The organism is Kribbella sp. ALI-6-A (assembly GCF_001984195.1).
Taxonomy (GTDB): Bacteria; Actinomycetota; Actinomycetes; order Propionibacteriales; family Kribbellaceae; genus Kribbella.
The window spans coordinates 1,935,323-1,951,384 of sequence record NZ_MTQN01000012.1 but is presented as its reverse complement, the minus strand read 5'-3'; the positions used below and the strand labels follow the sequence as shown (position 1 = coordinate 1,951,384).

Annotated in this window: 11 protein-coding genes; 6 read left to right on the top strand and 5 right to left on the bottom strand. The window is 71.4% G+C overall.

Going from position 1 to position 16,062, the window contains the following annotated elements:
* Positions 1-25: 25 nt before the first annotated feature.
* The gene (locus BWI15_RS35800) at positions 26-1,996 is read right to left on the bottom strand and encodes an FtsX-like permease family protein (protein ID WP_077018891.1); all 1,971 of its coding nucleotides are present in this window, start codon (positions 1,994-1,996) and stop codon (positions 26-28) included.
* Between the two features lie 69 nt (positions 1,997-2,065).
* On the bottom strand, positions 2,066-2,683 hold the full coding sequence (locus tag BWI15_RS35795) for a TetR/AcrR family transcriptional regulator (RefSeq protein WP_083751192.1): 618 nt from the start codon (positions 2,681-2,683) through the stop codon (positions 2,066-2,068).
* 109 nt (positions 2,684-2,792) lie between these two features.
* On the opposite strand from BWI15_RS35795, the gene BWI15_RS35790 reads away from it, so the two are divergent.
* Complete coding sequence (locus tag BWI15_RS35790; RefSeq protein WP_077018890.1) at positions 2,793-5,318, top strand: bifunctional FO biosynthesis protein CofGH; 2,526 nt, start codon at positions 2,793-2,795, stop codon at positions 5,316-5,318.
* Positions 5,319-5,390: 72 nt separating this feature from the next.
* On the opposite strand, the gene BWI15_RS35785 is transcribed toward BWI15_RS35790, so the two are convergent.
* The 3 genes from BWI15_RS35785 to BWI15_RS35775 all read right to left on the bottom strand — a co-directional run bounded on the left by BWI15_RS35785 (position 5,391) and on the right by BWI15_RS35775 (position 11,856).
* Positions 5,391-8,669: a phosphodiester glycosidase family protein gene (locus tag BWI15_RS35785; RefSeq protein WP_083751191.1), complete on the bottom strand. Its 3,279-nt coding sequence runs from the start codon at positions 8,667-8,669 to the stop codon at positions 5,391-5,393.
* A gap of 600 nt (positions 8,670-9,269) precedes the next feature.
* Complete coding sequence (locus BWI15_RS39775; RefSeq protein WP_077018888.1) at positions 9,270-9,881, bottom strand: hypothetical protein; 612 nt, start codon at positions 9,879-9,881, stop codon at positions 9,270-9,272.
* Positions 9,874-11,856, bottom strand: a complete 1,983-nt coding sequence (locus BWI15_RS35775) for an acyl-CoA dehydrogenase family protein (RefSeq protein ID WP_077018887.1) — start codon at positions 11,854-11,856, stop codon at positions 9,874-9,876. Before BWI15_RS35775 ends, BWI15_RS39775 begins: the two co-directional genes overlap by 8 nt.
* A 74-nt stretch (positions 11,857-11,930) precedes the next feature.
* On the opposite strand from BWI15_RS35775, the gene BWI15_RS35770 reads away from it, so the two are divergent.
* The 5 genes from BWI15_RS35770 (at position 11,931) to BWI15_RS35750 (ending at position 16,048) form a co-directional block, all read left to right on the top strand.
* The gene (locus tag BWI15_RS35770; protein ID WP_237771605.1) at positions 11,931-12,335 is read left to right on the top strand and encodes a TOBE domain-containing protein; all 405 of its coding nucleotides are present in this window, start codon (positions 11,931-11,933) and stop codon (positions 12,333-12,335) included.
* Positions 12,336-13,130: a molybdate ABC transporter substrate-binding protein gene (modA, locus tag BWI15_RS35765; RefSeq protein ID WP_077018886.1), complete on the top strand. Its 795-nt coding sequence runs from the start codon at positions 12,336-12,338 to the stop codon at positions 13,128-13,130.
* Positions 13,127-13,954 carry a molybdate ABC transporter permease subunit gene (gene modB / locus BWI15_RS35760; RefSeq protein WP_083751190.1) on the top strand — a complete coding sequence of 276 codons (828 nt, stop codon included), beginning with the start codon at positions 13,127-13,129 and terminating at the stop codon, positions 13,952-13,954. Before modA ends, modB begins: the two co-directional genes overlap by 4 nt.
* Entirely contained in the window at positions 13,951-15,018 is a 1,068-nt protein-coding gene (locus tag BWI15_RS35755; RefSeq protein WP_077018885.1) for an ABC transporter ATP-binding protein, read from the top strand. The genes modB and BWI15_RS35755 overlap by 4 nt, the downstream gene beginning before the upstream one ends.
* Before the next feature lie 76 nt (positions 15,019-15,094).
* The gene (locus BWI15_RS35750) at positions 15,095-16,048 is read left to right on the top strand and encodes a hypothetical protein (protein ID WP_237771604.1); all 954 of its coding nucleotides are present in this window, start codon (positions 15,095-15,097) and stop codon (positions 16,046-16,048) included.
* The last annotated feature ends 14 nt before the right edge of the window (positions 16,049-16,062 follow it).

Sequence of the window (16,062 nt, the reverse complement as noted above, 5' to 3'; positions counted from 1 at the left end):
CCTCTTCTCACCTACCGTCCCGAGGTCACTCGCGACCACTGAGCACGGTGACCGGGCGGAACCTGGTCGTCGTCCAGGCGGTGATCGCCGCGGTGCCGCCGACGACGGCCAGCGAGCCCGCTAGCAGGAGCCCGAGCAACCGCCACGGTACGGCGACCACGACGACGCCGTACGTCTGCGCGGTGCCGGCGGCGATGCCCGCGAGGGCGGCTCCCGCGACGACCGTGCCGAGCAGGACGCCGACCACGACGACGGTGACCGATTCGACCGTGGCAATGCCCACGACCTGGCGGCGGGTCAGCCCGGCCATCCGGGCCAGGGCGAACTCGCGGCGCCGGTCCGCGGCCGCCATCACGACGGCGTTGACCACGGCAACCGCCGCGTAGACGCCGGCCAGGCCCATCAGGACGGCGAAGATCCCGGTGTCGTCGCGCTGCTCGTCGGCCGCCTTGGCCTCCGCCCACTCCTGGACGGTCCGCACCTCCCGCCCGGCCCCGGGATCGCCGGGCCGGGCCCCCATCCCGGCCTCGCCGGTCCCAGCCCCGGTCCCGCCCGCGGGCTCCGCGCGGAGACGCTCGGCGAGCTCCTTCGCCGAGGTCCCCGGCGCCGCCCGCACGATCGTCTCGGTGCTGCCCGCCACCCCCGTCGTCAGGCTGCGCGGCACGAAGAAGTTCTCGGTCACGTCCAGGGTCTCCGGCATGATCGCCACCACCTTCAGCACCTGCCGCCGGGTCCCGATCGTCGCGGTCACCGACTGCCCGAGCTGGTAGCCCTCGACCGCCATCCCCGGCCCGATCGCGATCGTTGCCCCCGACAACTTGTCGAGCGACCCCTTGCGCGGCCGCAGTGCATGCGTGCGCTGATAGCCGGCCGGATCGATCCCGACCGCCTCCGAGTACGTCGTGCGCTTCTTCTTGCCGCTGGTCGTCACGATCGTCACCGGCACCGTCGTCTGCTCCGACGTCGCCGCGATGCCCGGCCCGTCGGCGACTCGTCCGCCGACCACCAGATCCGCCGTGATCAGCTGCCGCTGCTCCTCCCCCACCGCCTTCGCCAGCGACCCGAACACACCCCACAGCCCGGCGAGCAGCCCGACCAGCACGATCAACGGCGCCGCGGTCGCGGCACTTCGCCGTACGGCGTGCAGGACGCCGGCCCGGGCGAGGTCCGTCACGACATGCCCGCGCAGCACCAGCGACGGCAACCGCCCGGCCACCGGTACGACGATCGGACTCAACTGGCTCAACGCAACCGATCCGCTGATCATCACCACCAGCGCGATCATCAGCGCGGCCACGAAGTCGCCCGCGGCCTGCGCGGCGATCACCATCAGCACCGTGAACCCGGCCGACGACAGCCCCCAGAACCACCGCCACCCGGTCATCACCGGGAACGATCTCGGCAGGTCGCCGATCGCTTCCAGAGCGCTGACCCGGGACGCTCGCCAGGCCGCCGCCGACGCGCCGGCCACTGCCGTCCCCACGCCGACGAAGGCGGCCACCCACACCGTGCCCTGCACCCAGGGCGCCTCGAACCACGGCGGCAGCATGCCCACCTCGATCAGCACCGTCGACTGCGCCCAGGTCCCGAGCAACCCGACCGGCACCCCGATCGCCGTCCCCAGCAGTCCGAGCAAGGTTGCTTCAAGCAACAACATGAGACGCAGCCGTCCGCGCTGCGCCCCGATCAGGCGCAGCAGCCCGAGCTCGCGCCGCCGTTGCGCCACGGCGAAGCCGAACGTCGTACTGACCACGAAGACCGTGAGGAAGACGGCGAGCATCACCGACAGGCCCAGCAGGGTGGCGGCGCCGGCGTACCCGTCGCGGATTCGCGACCGTTCGAGTCCGGACAGTCCGGGCGGCAACGACGGCTGGTCCGTCGCGGCCATCACCTGCAACGCGGACTGCACCAGCCCGACGCCGAACGCGACAGCCACCAACGCCCCAGCGAACAGGTGCCACCGATCCCGTACTGCCCCCAGCGACATCCTCAACATGCCCCCAGCCAAGCGGCTCGAAGTCTGCGCGACACGGGCCGCAGCACCCGGTCGCGGGTAGTGCGCGCGCTACCTCAGGTGCGCCAGCAAAGCGGCGACATCGGCTTGGGCGAACGGCCGCGCCCGGACGAGCGACTGGAGCAGGAGCCCGTCGAGCGCGGCGACGAGCAGGCTCGCCTTCTGCGGGTTGGTGGTGAACGTCCGGGCGATTTCGGTCAGCGGTTGCAGCCAGGCCGCGGCCGCCTCCCGCAGCTCCGGCCGACGGGCCGCCTGCAGGTACAGCTCGTACTCCGCGAGCGTGCGTCCGCGGCGGTAGACGAGGAGGTGTTCGATCAGCCTGGCGAGTTCGTCCGCGGGCCGCGCGCCGAGCTCGGTCACCCGCTCGTGCAGCTCGGCCGTGAGGTCCTCGGCGGCGCCGGTGAGCGCGGCGACCAGCAGGTCGTCGAGCGTCGCGAAGTGGTACGTCGTCGAGGCCACCGACACCCCGGCCTCGGCCGCGACGGCCCGGTGACTCACGCCGGCGACCCCGGCCCGCTCGATCACCGCCACGGTCGCCCGAAGCAGCTCGTCGCGCCGCAGCGCACCCCGCACCCGGCGGCCGTCGCTCCGGCTCGCCGCACCTGGCGCCCGACCGCCGTCGCTGCCGTTCGGTGCCCGGCGCTCGCGGCGCCGGCCGTTCGTCCTCACACCCCCACTGACCTGCACAAACGGCAAACTACCAGGACAGACGTACTGATTGTTTTTGCCCTCCGATTTCGCGAGATCGAGCCGGTTCCAGCGCTTAGGCTCGGATTCCGTGACCTCGACTCTCAGTACGGCGATGCGCCGAGCCCTCAAGCGCGCGAACGACGGCAAGACCCTGGACCAGGCGGAGGCGGAGGTCCTGCTGACCGCGTCCGGCGAGGCGCTGGAGACTCTGATGGCGACCGCCGCGCGGGTCCGTGACCAAGGCCTCGAGGACGCCGGTCGCAGCGGGATCGTCACGTACTCCAAGAAGGTTTTCATCCCGCTCACCCGGCTGTGCCGCGACCGGTGCCACTACTGCACGTTCGCGACCACCCCGGGCCGCGTCGAGTCGCCGTACCTGAGTCCTGACGAGGTGCTGGAGATCGCCCGCCAGGGTGCGGCCCTGGGCTGCAAGGAGGCCCTGTTCACACTCGGCGACGCGCCGGAGGACCGCTGGGACGCCGCCAAGCAGTGGCTCGACGAGGCCGGCTACGACAGCACGCTCGACTACGTCCGGGCGATGGCGGTCCGGGTGCTCGAGGAGACCGGTCTGCTTCCGCATCTCAACCCGGGCGTGATGTCCTGGCAGGACCTGCAGCGGCTGAAGCCGGTCGCGCCGAGCATGGGGATGATGCTGGAGACCACCTCGCGCCGGCTGTTCGAGGAGAAGGGCCAGCCGCACTTCGGCTCACCGGACAAGGACCCGTCGGTCCGGCTCCGGGTGCTGGAAGACGCGGGCCGCTCCAACGTGCCGTTCACCACCGGGCTGCTGATCGGCATCGGCGAGACGATCGCCGAGCGGGCCGACTCGATCTTCGCGCTGCGCCGGATCGCCCGTCAGTACGGCGGGATCCAGGAGGTCATCATCCAGGGCTTCCGGGTGAAGCCGGACACCGCGATGCGCAACGACGCCGACGTCCCGCTGGACGAGTGGCTGGCCGCCATCGCGGTGACCCGGGTCGTGCTCGGCCCGCGCGCCCGGGTCCAGGCCCCGCCGAACCTGGTCGACCTGGACGAGGCGAAGCTGCTGCTGGCCGCGGGCATCGACGACTTCGGCGGCGTCTCGCCGCTGACGCCGGACCATGTGAACCCCGAGCGCCCCTGGCCGCACCTGGACGACCTGGCCAAGCTGACCGCGGACGCCGGCTTCACCCTGCGGGAGCGCCTGACCGCCCACCCGGAGTACCTGCGCGAGCCCTGGCTCGACCCGCGGCTGATCTCGCACGTCGAAGCCCTGGCCGATCCGGCCACCGGCCTCGCGAACGAGGACGCGATGCCGAAGGGCCTGCCGTGGCAGGAGCCTGACGGCGGCTGGGACAGCGTGGGCCGGACCGACCTGCACACCGCGATCGACACCGAAGGACGGCGGACCGAGACCCGGTCGGACTTCGACGCGGCGTACGGGGACTGGGACGTTCTGCGAGAAGACATGGCTGCCCGGCGCTCCGACAGCACAGCTCCGGAGCGGATCGACGGCGACCTGAAGGAGGCCCTCGCGGCCGCGGAGCGCGACCCGGCCGGGCTGTCCGACAGCCAGGCGCTGACGTTGATGACGGCCACGGGTCCGGCGCTCGACCAGCTCGCGAAGATCGCCGACGACCTGCGCAAGGCCGTGGTCGGCGACGACGTGACCTACGTGGTGAACCGCAACATCAACTTCACCAACGTCTGCTACACCGGCTGCCGGTTCTGCGCGTTCGCCCAGCGGCGCACCGACGCGGACGCGTACTCGCTGTCGATGGACGAGGTCGCCCAGCGCGCCGAGGAGGCCTGGGTGATCGGCGCGACCGAGGTCTGCATGCAGGGCGGCATCCACCCCGACCTGCCCGGTACGGCGTACGCCGACCTGGTCCGGGCGGTCAAGCAGCGGGTGCCCGAGATGCACGTGCACGCGTACTCGCCGATGGAGATCGTGAACGGCTCGGTCCGCACCGGGCTGTCGATCGAGGAGTTCCTGATCTCGGTCAAGGAGGCCGGGCTGGACAGCATCCCGGGCACCGCGGCGGAGATCCTGGACGACGACGTGCGCTGGATCCTGACCAAGGGCAAGTTGCCGACGGCAAGCTGGATCGAGGTGATCAGCACCGCGCACAAGGTCGGCCTGCCGTCCAGCTCGACGATGATGTACGGCCACGTCGACTCGCCGCATCACTGGGTCCAGCACCTGCGCACGATCGCGGCCGTGCAGGACCGGACCGGTGGGTTCACCGAGTTCGTGCTGCTGCCGTTCATCCACACCAACTCGCCGATCTACCTGGCCGGCGTCGCCCGCCCCGGCCCGACGTACGACGAGAACCGGGCGGTGCACGCGATGGCCCGGATCATGCTGCACGGCCGGATCGACAACATCCAGTGCTCGTGGGTCAAGCTCGGCACCGACGGCTGCGTCGCGGTGCTCAACGGCGGCGTGAACGACATCGGCGGCACGCTGATGGAGGAGACGATCAGCCGGATGGCCGGCTCCAAGCACGGCTCGCGCAAGTCGATCGAGGAGCTGACCGCGATGGCCACCGCCGCCGGCCGACCGGCCCGCCAGCGCACCACGACGTACGGCGAGGTCCCGCAGCGGCCGCTCGGCGAGCTCGAGCTGGCCTGACCGCCACCCGGCACAACGACGACGAGCGAGGCCCCGCACCGGCGGCCTCGCTCGTCCTCGTTGGTTCGCCGGTCAGCGCGTCAGCTGCACCGTGACGGTCTTCACCGTCCCGTTGACCTTCACCGACAGCGTGGCCGGTCCGGTCCCGATGGCGGTGAGCGTGCCGGTGGCCGCGTCGTACCGGAGGTTGTGACTGGTGGACCAGTCGGCGCTGACCGGGTAGGCGACCGGGACGGTCCGGCCGCTCTGGGTCAGCGTCGCCGAGACCTTCGCCGTGGCCCCGCGGCGAAGCGTCGCCGGGGCCGAGACCGTGAGTTCGTCGACGTGCGGGCGGATCTGCGCGGACAGCCAGTTCGGTCCGCCGCGGTCCGGGCGCCACCGGGCCTGCGCCTGCTCACCGGCGCTCACCTGGTCGACCCCGAGCAGGGACCAGCCGGTGAAGCCGCCGTTGTCGGCCCCGGTCGCCGGCGCCTTGCCGGAGTTTCCGTTCACCAGGTACGGGACGCCGTCCACCCGGGAGGCGTGGAACGTCCCGACGTGCCCGCCGATGAAGGCGGCGCCCTTGCCGGTGTCGTGCTGGAAGCCGGCCAGCCACCGCTCGATCAGCGCCGCCTCGTGCCGGTCACCCAGCTGGCTGTTCTTGGCCGGCGTGGGGTCGCGCGGCGGGTGGTGCTCGATCAGCACGACCGAACCGATCCGGCGGTCCTTCGCGGCCTCGTCCAGCGCCGTCCGCAGCATCGCCACCTGGTCGAACCCGCCTCCGCGCAGCGTTCCACTGGCGGTGTTCAAGGTGACGAACCGCGTGCCCTGGTGGTCGAACACCCGCTGCGGCGCACCGAAGTACTTGGTGAAGTTGCCGATCGCCGAGCCCATCACCTCGTGGTTGCCGGGCACGTAGTAGTACGGCACCGAGGTGCCGATCTCCTCGTTGAGGATGCGCTTGGCCAGCTGGAAGTCGGCCTCGGTCGCCTCGTCGACGAAGTCGCCGGCGATCACGAAGAAGTCCGGCTCGGCCGCCTTGATCTCGCGCAGCGTCCGGCGGGCCGCCTGGACCAGCGGCGAGTTCGGGTCCCGGGCGACGAACTGCGCGTCGGACATCACCGCGAACCGCCAGTCCCGCCCGTCCACCGACCGGGCGGTCTGCACCAGCCCGTCGCGGACCGGCGGCGCGGCCGGGGCGGTCACCTGCGGCGCGGCCTTGACGTAGACGTTGTCGAGCACGACCTCACCGGCGTACTGGGCGGCGGCCTTGGTCTCCAGGGTGTAGATCCGGGTCAGCCGGACGGGCTGCGCGAGCCCTTCGGGTACGGCGAGCTCGACGTTCTGCCAGCCGTTCCAGGTGACGTACGGGCCGTAGATCGTGGACGACCGGCCGGTCGCGTCGACCACGCCGAACGCGGTCCACTCGCCCTTGCCGTGGCCGAACACCGAGACGCCGAAGGCCCGCGCCTGCTCGGTGCCGCCGAGCGGCTGCGGCGCGATCGCGATCGCGTTCCGGGTCAGCGCCGACTGGCTGAAGTCGTAGCTCAACTTGAGCCCGGAACCGTTCTCCCCCTCGGCCACCTTGCTCACCGACACCGCGGCGCGCGCGGAGCCGGCCCGCCACTGCTCGGCGGTGTCGAAGGTGTCGAGCACCCGCTTCTCCACCCCGATCGAGACCCCGACCGACGTCTCGAGGCCGCCGATCCGGGCGGTGATCACGGCGGCGCCGGACTCCTTGCGCGGGGTCAGCTCGAACCGGCCGTCCGCGGTCGGCTCCACCTGCAGCAAGCTCTGGTCGTACGACAGGCGGACGTCGGCCGGCTCGATCGGCGCGGAGTTGCCGTAGGCATCGAATCCGACCAGTCCGAAGGTGCCGGTGGTGGTGATGTTCAGCGTCGCGCTGGTCGGAGCCACTCGCCGCACCGGCCCGAGGACCTCCAGGTCGGTACTGCCCCGTCCGCCGGACGTGGTCGCGCGGACCGTCACCCGGCCCGGCGTCGAGGCCCGGAACACGCCGTCCCGGATCGATCCGTGCGAGGCGGACCAGTTGATCCTCGGCGTCTGCTTCACCGCGCCGTACACCTCGTCGTACGGCGTGGCGGTCAGGGTGCGGGTGGTACCGGCGAAGACGCGATCCGGGCGGCCACTCGGCACCGGCGCGTCGCCCGGCGCGGTCCGGCCGTCGGCGGCCGTCTCGACCCACAGGCCGTGGACCTTGCCGCTGCCCTTGGGCGCCATCACGGCCAGGCCGTTCGGCACCGGCCGGACGACTCCGTCGCCGGGAACGTTGTCCACCTGGACCTTCGTCGTACCGGGCCGGCGGCTGACCATCGTCGTCGAGCCACCGCCGTCCAGCTCGACGCCGACGTAGGCGCCGCGGGCGGCCAGGATCTTGCCCATCTCGGTCAGCGTCGCGCCACGGCTGTGCGTCAGCCGGTTGCTGTCGATGCTGACGACGATCATCTTCGTGCCGTCGGCGGAGAAGCCCAGCCCGGTCCGGCCGGCGTACGTCACGTCGTCGACCGGCTGCGGCTTGCCGTCCTTGACGAGCAGCGCGTGCACGCCGACGGCGGTCCGGACCGTGCTGCCGTCCGACGCCCGCGGCGTGAAGGAGACCGGGACCCGGTCGCCGACCTTCAACTGGCCGAGCTCGTCCGCACCCGCTTCGCGGCCGAGAAGGATCGTCGTACCGGCAGGGATGTCGCCGGTGCCGGCGGTGGTGCCGACCGCTGTCACGGTGTCACCGGTGACGGCAACCTCGGCGACCTTCGTCGCGCCGGCGACCGCGTGCGCGCGCGAGTAACTGCCCCACAGGCTGGTGAAGGCGCCGATCTCGTCCTTGCGGAGCACCGGGCTGTTCAACCGGTCCAATTGGTAGGGACCCGCGGTCCCCTCGAACAGCACCTCGAGGACGCGGCCGACTCCCTGCGGGTCGAAGGCGACCGCGGTGTAGGGATCCTCGGACTGTGACTTCACCAGCTGACCGTTCGCGACGGCCGGACCGAGCGGGGCGCCGGAGTTGTTGATGTCGAAGAAGTCGCCGTTGACTGCGGCGACCGCGCCGGCCTCGTTGGCCTGCTGGTCGATCGGCTTGGTGGCGCTGACCTTGCCGGACGACAGATAGTCGATCCGTGCGCCCTTGGTCAGGTCGACCGACAACGTGTTGCCCTGCTGCCAGCCGCGGTCGTCGAACGTCTCCAACGATCCGGCGGTCACTCCGGGCGCCACCGGACGGGTGCGTTCGTAGGTTTGCAGCTGGGTGGGCGCCGCGACGGGACCGGCCGCGGGCGCGGCGGACGCCGGGAGCAGCGCCGGGGTGGCCAGCGCGAGCGCTAGCGGGATGGCCACCAGACGGGAGAGGGCAGGCACAACGGACCTCCGGTCGTGAACGATTGACCGGCTCAGTCAACAATCCGAAACCTACTTACACCAGAGGTCGGCGATGAACGATCACCGAATTCGGCCTCCGCCGGTCGTTCACCTGTGACGGCGCGCTCACGCAGGGCCTTGCCCCGGTGGTATCGGTCCCCAGTCGCACCGGTACCACCGGGACAGGAAAACGCCGGCCGTGCCGGGCGTCGGTCACCACCTCACTGGCGACCGGCGCCCTGGATGGCACGACCGGCGTATATCTGTGCCCCGAGAGGGCGGTCGGCCCGAAGGATGGTGGACCGAGTTCTCGTTCCGCGGCCGGCAGGGGAGGTACAGTTCCGGTCGCGGACGGGAGTTCGCGGGTTCCACCAAGAGCCTGTGCCGGCGACCCGTCCGTCGCCGACAACTGAACGTTGTCACGCGGGCCCGGAGCGGGACCATCCCCTGGATCAAACATTTGCATTGGCTTTTCAGAAGGCGACAGACTGTATACATCCAGTCACCGACTGTGCAGATGTTGCCTGTCGCAACAAGTAAAAAGCTTGTGCGCTTGATCACCTCACCGGGCGGGATCCCCGCCCAGCAAGGCGGTTGAGGTCAGTACGGGTAGGTGTCGTCGCGCCGCGTCGGGTCCATGTCCCACAGCGAGAACTCGACCACCTTGTGGGATTCCTCACCGCCGGCCGGGCTCAGACCGACCGTGTCGTAGTCCTTGGAGCCGAGCCCGTCGAGGTAACCGAGCAGCTCGAACGCCGACCGGGCGTCCTCGATGTCGTCGATCACGTCGTCGTTCTGCGCCTCGTCGGCGCGACTGCGCACGTAGGCGACGAACGCCTCCGGGTCGGTCACCACGAAGTCGTAGCGGGCCTGGTAGCTCAGCCGCAGGCCGTTCTCCGGGACCAGCGGCTCGTCCAGGTCCGCGACGCCCTCGACCAGCTCGCGGTAGTCGGCCGGGTCGTCGAAGTCGTCCGGCCCGAGCGGCACGTCGTCCAGCTCGTCGGGGTCGTAGGAGTCGATGCCCAGGAAGATGTCGCCCCAGCCGCGCTCGTGCACCGCCTCGGCCAGCACCCGGGCCTGCACCCGGACGTTCTCGATCGCCGTCGTGGCCCGCAGGTCGTGCAGGTCGAGGGCGTCGGCCTGGGCCAGCAGCACCTTGGCCAGTTCGCGGGCGGCCTCGGCGGCGGAGGCGGGCTCAAGCGGCTCACTCATGCTGCGACCGTACAACCATCGGCACCTCGACCGCCGCGCCCGGTACGCCGAACGCGTCGACCAGGTCGGTCGCGTAGCTCCGGATCCGGCCGCAGAGCTCGTTCACCAGCGCGGTGATCGCCTTCGAGCGCGGCCCGGACAACCGGCCGTGCTCCATGAACCAGGCCCGGTCGCTCTCGATCGTGGACAGCGCGTGCAGGTCGTACAGCTCCTTCAGCCGGTCCCGCACCTCCCCCTCCGGCGCATCCCGTACGGCGTGCTGGAACGCCTCCAGCACGACCCGCTCGACGTGCGCCCGGCCGGCCGCGATCACGTGGTCCTGGCACCGGTTGAACACCTCGAACGCCTCGTCCCCGGCGTCGATACCGGCCCGCAGCCGGCGCGCGACCCCGGCCAGCATGTGCTGCTCGCGGAACTGCAGCAGGCCGGAGTGGTAGTCGTCGTCCCGCAGCCCGGCGTCCGGGTCGGCGGAGTCCGACCGGTTCGGTACGACGTCGCGCAGCCGCTCGACCAGAGTCCGCAGGGCGGTCTTCTCCACCGCGATCTCGACCGCCTGCCCGGCGATGAACCGGGCGGTGCCGAGCGGATCGAGCTTGCCGAAGGACTCCCGGTAGTCGGTCAGCAGTCCCTTCGCGACCAGTTGCAGCAGGACCGTGTTGTCGCCCTCGAAGGTGGTGAACACGTCGGTGTCGGCCTTGAGCGCGGACAGCCGGTTCTCGGACAGGTAACCCGCGCCGCCGCACGCCTCGCGGCACATCTGGATCGTCTCGGTCGCGTGCCAGGTGCCGAGCGCCTTCGTCCCGGCGGCCTGCGCCTCCAGCGCCCGGCGGTCGTGCTCACCCGGCCCGACGCGGCCGTTCTCGCCGTCCGCGGTGTCTCCGGTCCGGCCCCGGACGGCGTCGGTCTCGTCGTGGCCGAAGATCCGCGCGAACTCGTCGACCAGCTCGGCCTGCGCGAAGTGCAGCGCGTAGGTCCGGGCCAGCAGCGGGAGCAGCCGGCGCTGGTGCATCCGGTAGTCGAGCAGCAGCGCCTCCTCCGCGCTGCCCGGCGCGCCGAACTGCCGCCGCCCGTCGGCGTACCGGATCGCGATCGTCAGCGCGACCTTGCTCGCGTTGATCGCGGCGCCGCCGACCGACACCCGGCCCTGGACCAGCGTGCCGAGCATCGTGAAGAACCGCCGGTCCGGGTTCTCGATCTCGCTGCGGTAGGTGCCGTCGGCATCCACCTGCGCGTACCGGTCGAGCATCGCCTCGCGCGGCACCCGGACCTGGTCGAACACGATCCGGCCGTTGTCGACGCCGTTCAGCCCGAGCTTGGGGCCGCAGTCGCTGATCGTGACCCCGGGCAACGGTTCACCGTCGCCGGAGCGGATCGGGACCAGCAGGCAGTGCACCCCGTGCGTCTGGCCGCCGACCACGAGCTGGGCGAACACCGCTGCCAGCGTGCCGTGCCGGGCCGCGTTGCCGATGTAGTCCTTGCGCGCCGACGGGGTCGGCGTGTGCACGACGAACTCGCCCGTCTCCGCGTCGTACGTCGCGGTGGTCTCCAGCGCCTGGACGTTCGAGCCGTGGCCGGTCTCGGTCATCGCGAAGCAGCCGAGCAGGTCGCCGGTGAGCGCGTCGGACAGGTAGCGTTCGTGGTGCCTCTCGGTCCCCAGGTGCAGGATCGCGCCGGCGAACAGGCCGAACTGGACGCCGGCCTTGACCATCAGCGACAGGTCGCCGTACGCGAGCGTCTCGAAGCCGGCGATGAACCCGCCCAGATCGCCCTGGCCGCCGTACTCCTTCGGGAAACCGCGCGACGGGTGACCTTCGGCGGCGATCTCCTTCAGCGTGGCCAGCACCTGGTCGCGGTACTCGTCGCGGGACAGGCGTAGTCCGGCGTCCAGCAGCGAGGCGTGGCTCGCCAGCCCGTCCCGTACGACGTCGCGTGCGGCCTTGTGCGGCCCGTCCAAGTACTCGCGCAGCCCGGTCATGGCTCCAACCTATGCCGAGGATTACCGAAACCAGAGGGAAATCGGGAGTGGCATGCCGCACTTGCGGCTCTAGGATGGCCAGCATGCCGAATTTGCGGATCAGTGAGGCGGCCGCGCTGCTCGGAGTCAGCGACGACACCGTCCGGCGCTGGATCGACAACAAGCGGCTGCCGGCCACCGAGCAGGGCGGCCGGATGGCGGTCGACGGGCGCGCGCTGGCGGCGTTCGCGCAGGAGCTCGCCGACTCCCCGGAGGCCGGGACGACGACGGCCGCCTCGGCGCGCAACCGGATGCGCGGCATCGTCACGCGGGTCGTCAAGGACGGCGTGATGGCCCAGGTCGAGATGCAGACCGGACCGTTCCGGGTCGTCTCGCTGATGAGTCGCGAGGCCGCCGACGAGCTCGGCCTGGAGCCGGGCGTCGTCGCGGTCGCCTCGATCAAGTCCACCCATGTCGTCGTCGAGATCCCGGAGGGCTAGATGTCGCGTCGTACCAGCGCAGCGGCCGTACGCCGTACTGTCGCCGCCGGGCTGATCGCGGTCGCGGCCCTCGCGCTCACCGCCTGCGGATCCGACGCGTCGGCCGGCTCGGCAAGCGGCGGCGCCTCGGTGTCCGGCACCGTGAACGTGTTCGCCGCGGCCTCGCTGACCGGCAGCTTCAGCCAGCTCGGCAAGGACTTCGAAAAGGCCCACCCCGGCGTCAGGGTGGTCTTCAACTTCGGCGGCAGCTCGGCGCTCGCGCAGCAGATCAACCAGGGCGCGCCGGCCGACGTCTTCGCCTCGGCCGCGCCGAAGAACCTGGACCAGGTGACCGACAAGGGCACCGCGACGACGTTCGCGCGGAACCAGCTCCAGATCGCGGTCCCGAAGGGCAATCCGGGCAAGGTCGCCGGGCTGGCCGACTTCACCGACGCCGGCCGCAAGATCGCGCTCTGCGCCGAGCAGGTGCCGTGCGGCGCGGCCGCGCAGAAGGTGTTCGCGGCGGCGAAGCTGACGCCGCGGCCCGACACCCTCGAGCAGGACGTCAAGGCCGCGCTGACCAAGGTGAGCCTGGGCGAGGTCGACGCCGCACTGGTTTACCGGACCGACGTACTGGCGGCCGCGGACAAGGTCGAGGGCATCGAGTTTCCCGAAGCCGCGCAGGCGGTCAACGACTACCCGATCGCGACGCTGACCAAGGCCCCGAACGCCGACGGCGCCAAGGCTTTCGTCGACTTCGTGCTGTCGGAGCAGGGCCGGAAGGTCCTGACCGACGCGGGTTTCGAAGCGCCGTGAGTGCGCGAGTCCGCGGCAGGACGGGCGGCAGGCGAAGGACAGGCGGCCGGCTGCCGCTAATCCTGCTGCTGCCCGCCCTGCTCGGGCTCGCCTTCCTGCTCGTCCCGCTGGCCGGACTGCTCGCCGAGGCGCCGTGGTCGACGTTGCCGTCCCGGCTCTTCAGCGCGGAGGTCGGTCAGGCGTTGCGCCTGTCGTTGCTCTGCGCCAGCGTCGCTACGGTCATCTGTCTGTTCCTCGGCATCCCGCTGGCCTGGCTGCTCGCCCGCTCCGAGCTTCCCGGTCGGGGTCTGCTGCGCGCACTGGTCACCGTTCCGCTGGTGCTTCCGCCGGTGGTCGGTGGGGTCGCGTTGTTGCTGGTGCTCGGCCGGCGAGGGCTGATCGGTGAGCGGCTGGATCTGTGGTTCGGGTTCAGCCTGCCGTTCACGACGGCCGGCGTGATCGTCGCGGAGGCGTTCGTCGCGATGCCGTTCCTGGTGATCTCGGTCGAGGGCGCCCTGCGCGCCGCCGATCCCCGCTACGAGGAGGCCGCCGCGACCCTGGGCGCGGGACGATGGCTGACCTTCCGCCGGGTCACGCTGCCGTCGATCGCGCCGGGCATCGTGGCCGGCGCCGTCCTGTGCTGGGCCCGCGCGCTCGGCGAGTTCGGCGCGACCATCACGTTCGCCGGCAACTTCCCGGGCCGGACGACGACGATGCCGCTGGCCGTGTACCTGGCGCTGGAAACCGATCCCGAGGTGGCCGTCGTACTGAGCCTGGTGCTGCTGATCGTGTCGGTCGTCGTGCTCGCCAGTCTGCGCGAGCGCTGGATCAGTGGTCTGCGATGACCCTGCGCGCCGACCTGCACGTACGCCGTACCGGCTTCGAGCTGCGACTCGACCTGACCGTCGAGCCCGGTGAGGTCGTCGCCGTCCTCGGCCCGAACGGCGCCGGCAAGACCACCGCCCTGCGTGCCCTCGCCGGGCTGCTCCCCCTCGACGCCGGGCGGATCACGCTGGACGGGGCCGTCTGGGACGAACCGCCGGGCACCTTCCTGTCCGCCGACCAGCGCCCGATCGGCGTCGTTTTCCAGGACTACCTGCTCTTCAACCACCTGAGCGCCCTGGAGAACGTCGCGTTCGGCCTGCGCGCCCGCGGCGTCGACAAACGCGCCGCCCGCACCGAGGCCGCCCGCTGGCTCGAGACCGTGGGCCTGACTGAGCAGGCCAAGTCTCGCCCTCGCGCCCTGTCCGGCGGCCAGGCCCAACGCGTCGCGCTGGCCCGGGCGCTCGCCACCAACCCCGACGTACTGCTCCTGGACGAGCCGCTCGCCGCCCTCGACGCCGGCACCACCCTGCACATCCGCGCCGAGCTGGGCCACCACCTCTCCCGCTACGACGGCCGAACGCTGCTGGTCACCCACGACCCCCTGGACGCGATGGTCCTGGCCGACCGCCTGGTCATCGTCGAGCACGGCCAAGTCGTCCAGGAGGGCTCCCCCAGCGAGGTCGCCCACCGCCCCCGCACCGACTACGTCGCCCAGCTCGTAGGCCTCAACCTCTACCGAGGCACCGCCGACGGTCACACCGTCCACCTCACCACCGGCGGCACCGTCACCATCGCCACGCCCGCCACCGGCCCGGTCCACATCTCCTTCCCGCCGTCAGCCATCAGCCTCTACCCCGACCGCCCCACCGGCAGCCCCCGCAACACGTGGCCCGTCGTAGTCAGCGGCGTCGAGCAACACGCCCACACGGTCCGCGTCCGCCTGTCCCCCGCCCCCGGGTCCCCGGCCCCCACCAACCTCCTCACCGACGTCACCCCCGCCGCCGTCGCCGAACTGGCCCTCACCCCCGGCCGCCCCCTCTGGGCCACCCTCAAAGCCACCGAAACGCAGACGTACCCGAGCTGATCAATTTGTTGCCTAGCGCAACGGAGGGATCGGCGGATACTGGGGTGGACCGGGTCGTCGTCGGATGGGGAGCGTCGTGAGCGTGCCGAGTGCCGGATGGCGGGAACTGGTCGGGGCCGACGAGGAGGAGCGGCACCGGCGGCAGGCGGAGATGTTCGGGGAACTGCAGGCACGGAAGTCGGCGGAGTTCGGGGGCGGGCGGGCGTTGCACCGCAAGCAGGTGGCGGCGTTGCGGGCGACGGTGACGGTGCCGGCGGAGCTGCCGGAGTACGCACGACAGGGACTGTTCCGGGTGCCGGATAAGTACGACGCGTGGGTGCGGCTGTCGAACGGCGGGTTCAACCGGGCACCCGACCACGTGCCGGACGTTCGCGGGTTCTCGATCAAGGTGTTCGGGATGAGCGGGCCGGCGGCGCTCGGTGGGGAGGCGGTGTGCCAGGACTTCGCGCTGATCAACCACGAGCGGTTCAGCTCGGCGACCAGCGAGGAGTTCACCACGATCGTCACCCTGGCGGGTGAGACCAAGGGACGACTGCTCTCGGCGCTGGTCAAGAAGCCAGGTCTGTGGCCACGGCTCACGAAGGTCAGGGACGCACTCCGGGAGCCGTTCTCCGGGTTCGCCACCCAGGACTTCTTCAGCGCCGCACCGATCGCCTTCGGCCCGTACGCCGTACGCGTGCGGCTCAAGGCGCTCGCCGACGACCCCGACCCGGACGCGACCGACTGGGCCGCCGACATCTTCAACCGGCTGATCGCCGGTCCGCTCGGCTACGACTTCCAGGTCCAGTTCTTCGTCGACGAGCAGCGGACCCCGATCGAGGACGCCTCGGTCGCCTGGGACGCGCCGTACGAGACCGTCGGACGGCTCACGCTCCCGCGGCAGAAACCAGACCCGGCGCTGGCCGAGGAGATCGAGGCGGCGGTCTTCGACCCCTGGAACGCGAAGGCCGAGCACCGGCCGCTCGGCGAGGTGATGCGGGCCCGGAAGGTCGCGTACCTCGCGAGCCAGCAGCAGCGCGACGCCCGCTGACAGCACAGCACGAT

Coding starts and splice junctions, on each gene's coding strand:
- BWI15_RS35800 (WP_077018891.1), bottom strand. CDS start 1,996: ATGTTGAGGATGTCGCTGGGGGCAGTACGGGATCGGTGGCACCTGTTC.
- BWI15_RS39775 (WP_077018888.1), bottom strand. CDS start 9,881: ATGAGTGAGCCGCTTGAGCCCGCCTCCGCCGCCGAGGCCGCCCGCGAA.
- BWI15_RS35775 (WP_077018887.1), bottom strand. CDS start 11,856: ATGACCGGGCTGCGCGAGTACTTGGACGGGCCGCACAAGGCCGCACGC.
- BWI15_RS35770 (WP_237771605.1), top strand. CDS start 11,931: ATGGCCAGCATGCCGAATTTGCGGATCAGTGAGGCGGCCGCGCTGCTC.
- modA (WP_077018886.1), top strand. CDS start 12,336: ATGTCGCGTCGTACCAGCGCAGCGGCCGTACGCCGTACTGTCGCCGCC.
- BWI15_RS35755 (WP_077018885.1), top strand. CDS start 13,951: ATGACCCTGCGCGCCGACCTGCACGTACGCCGTACCGGCTTCGAGCTG.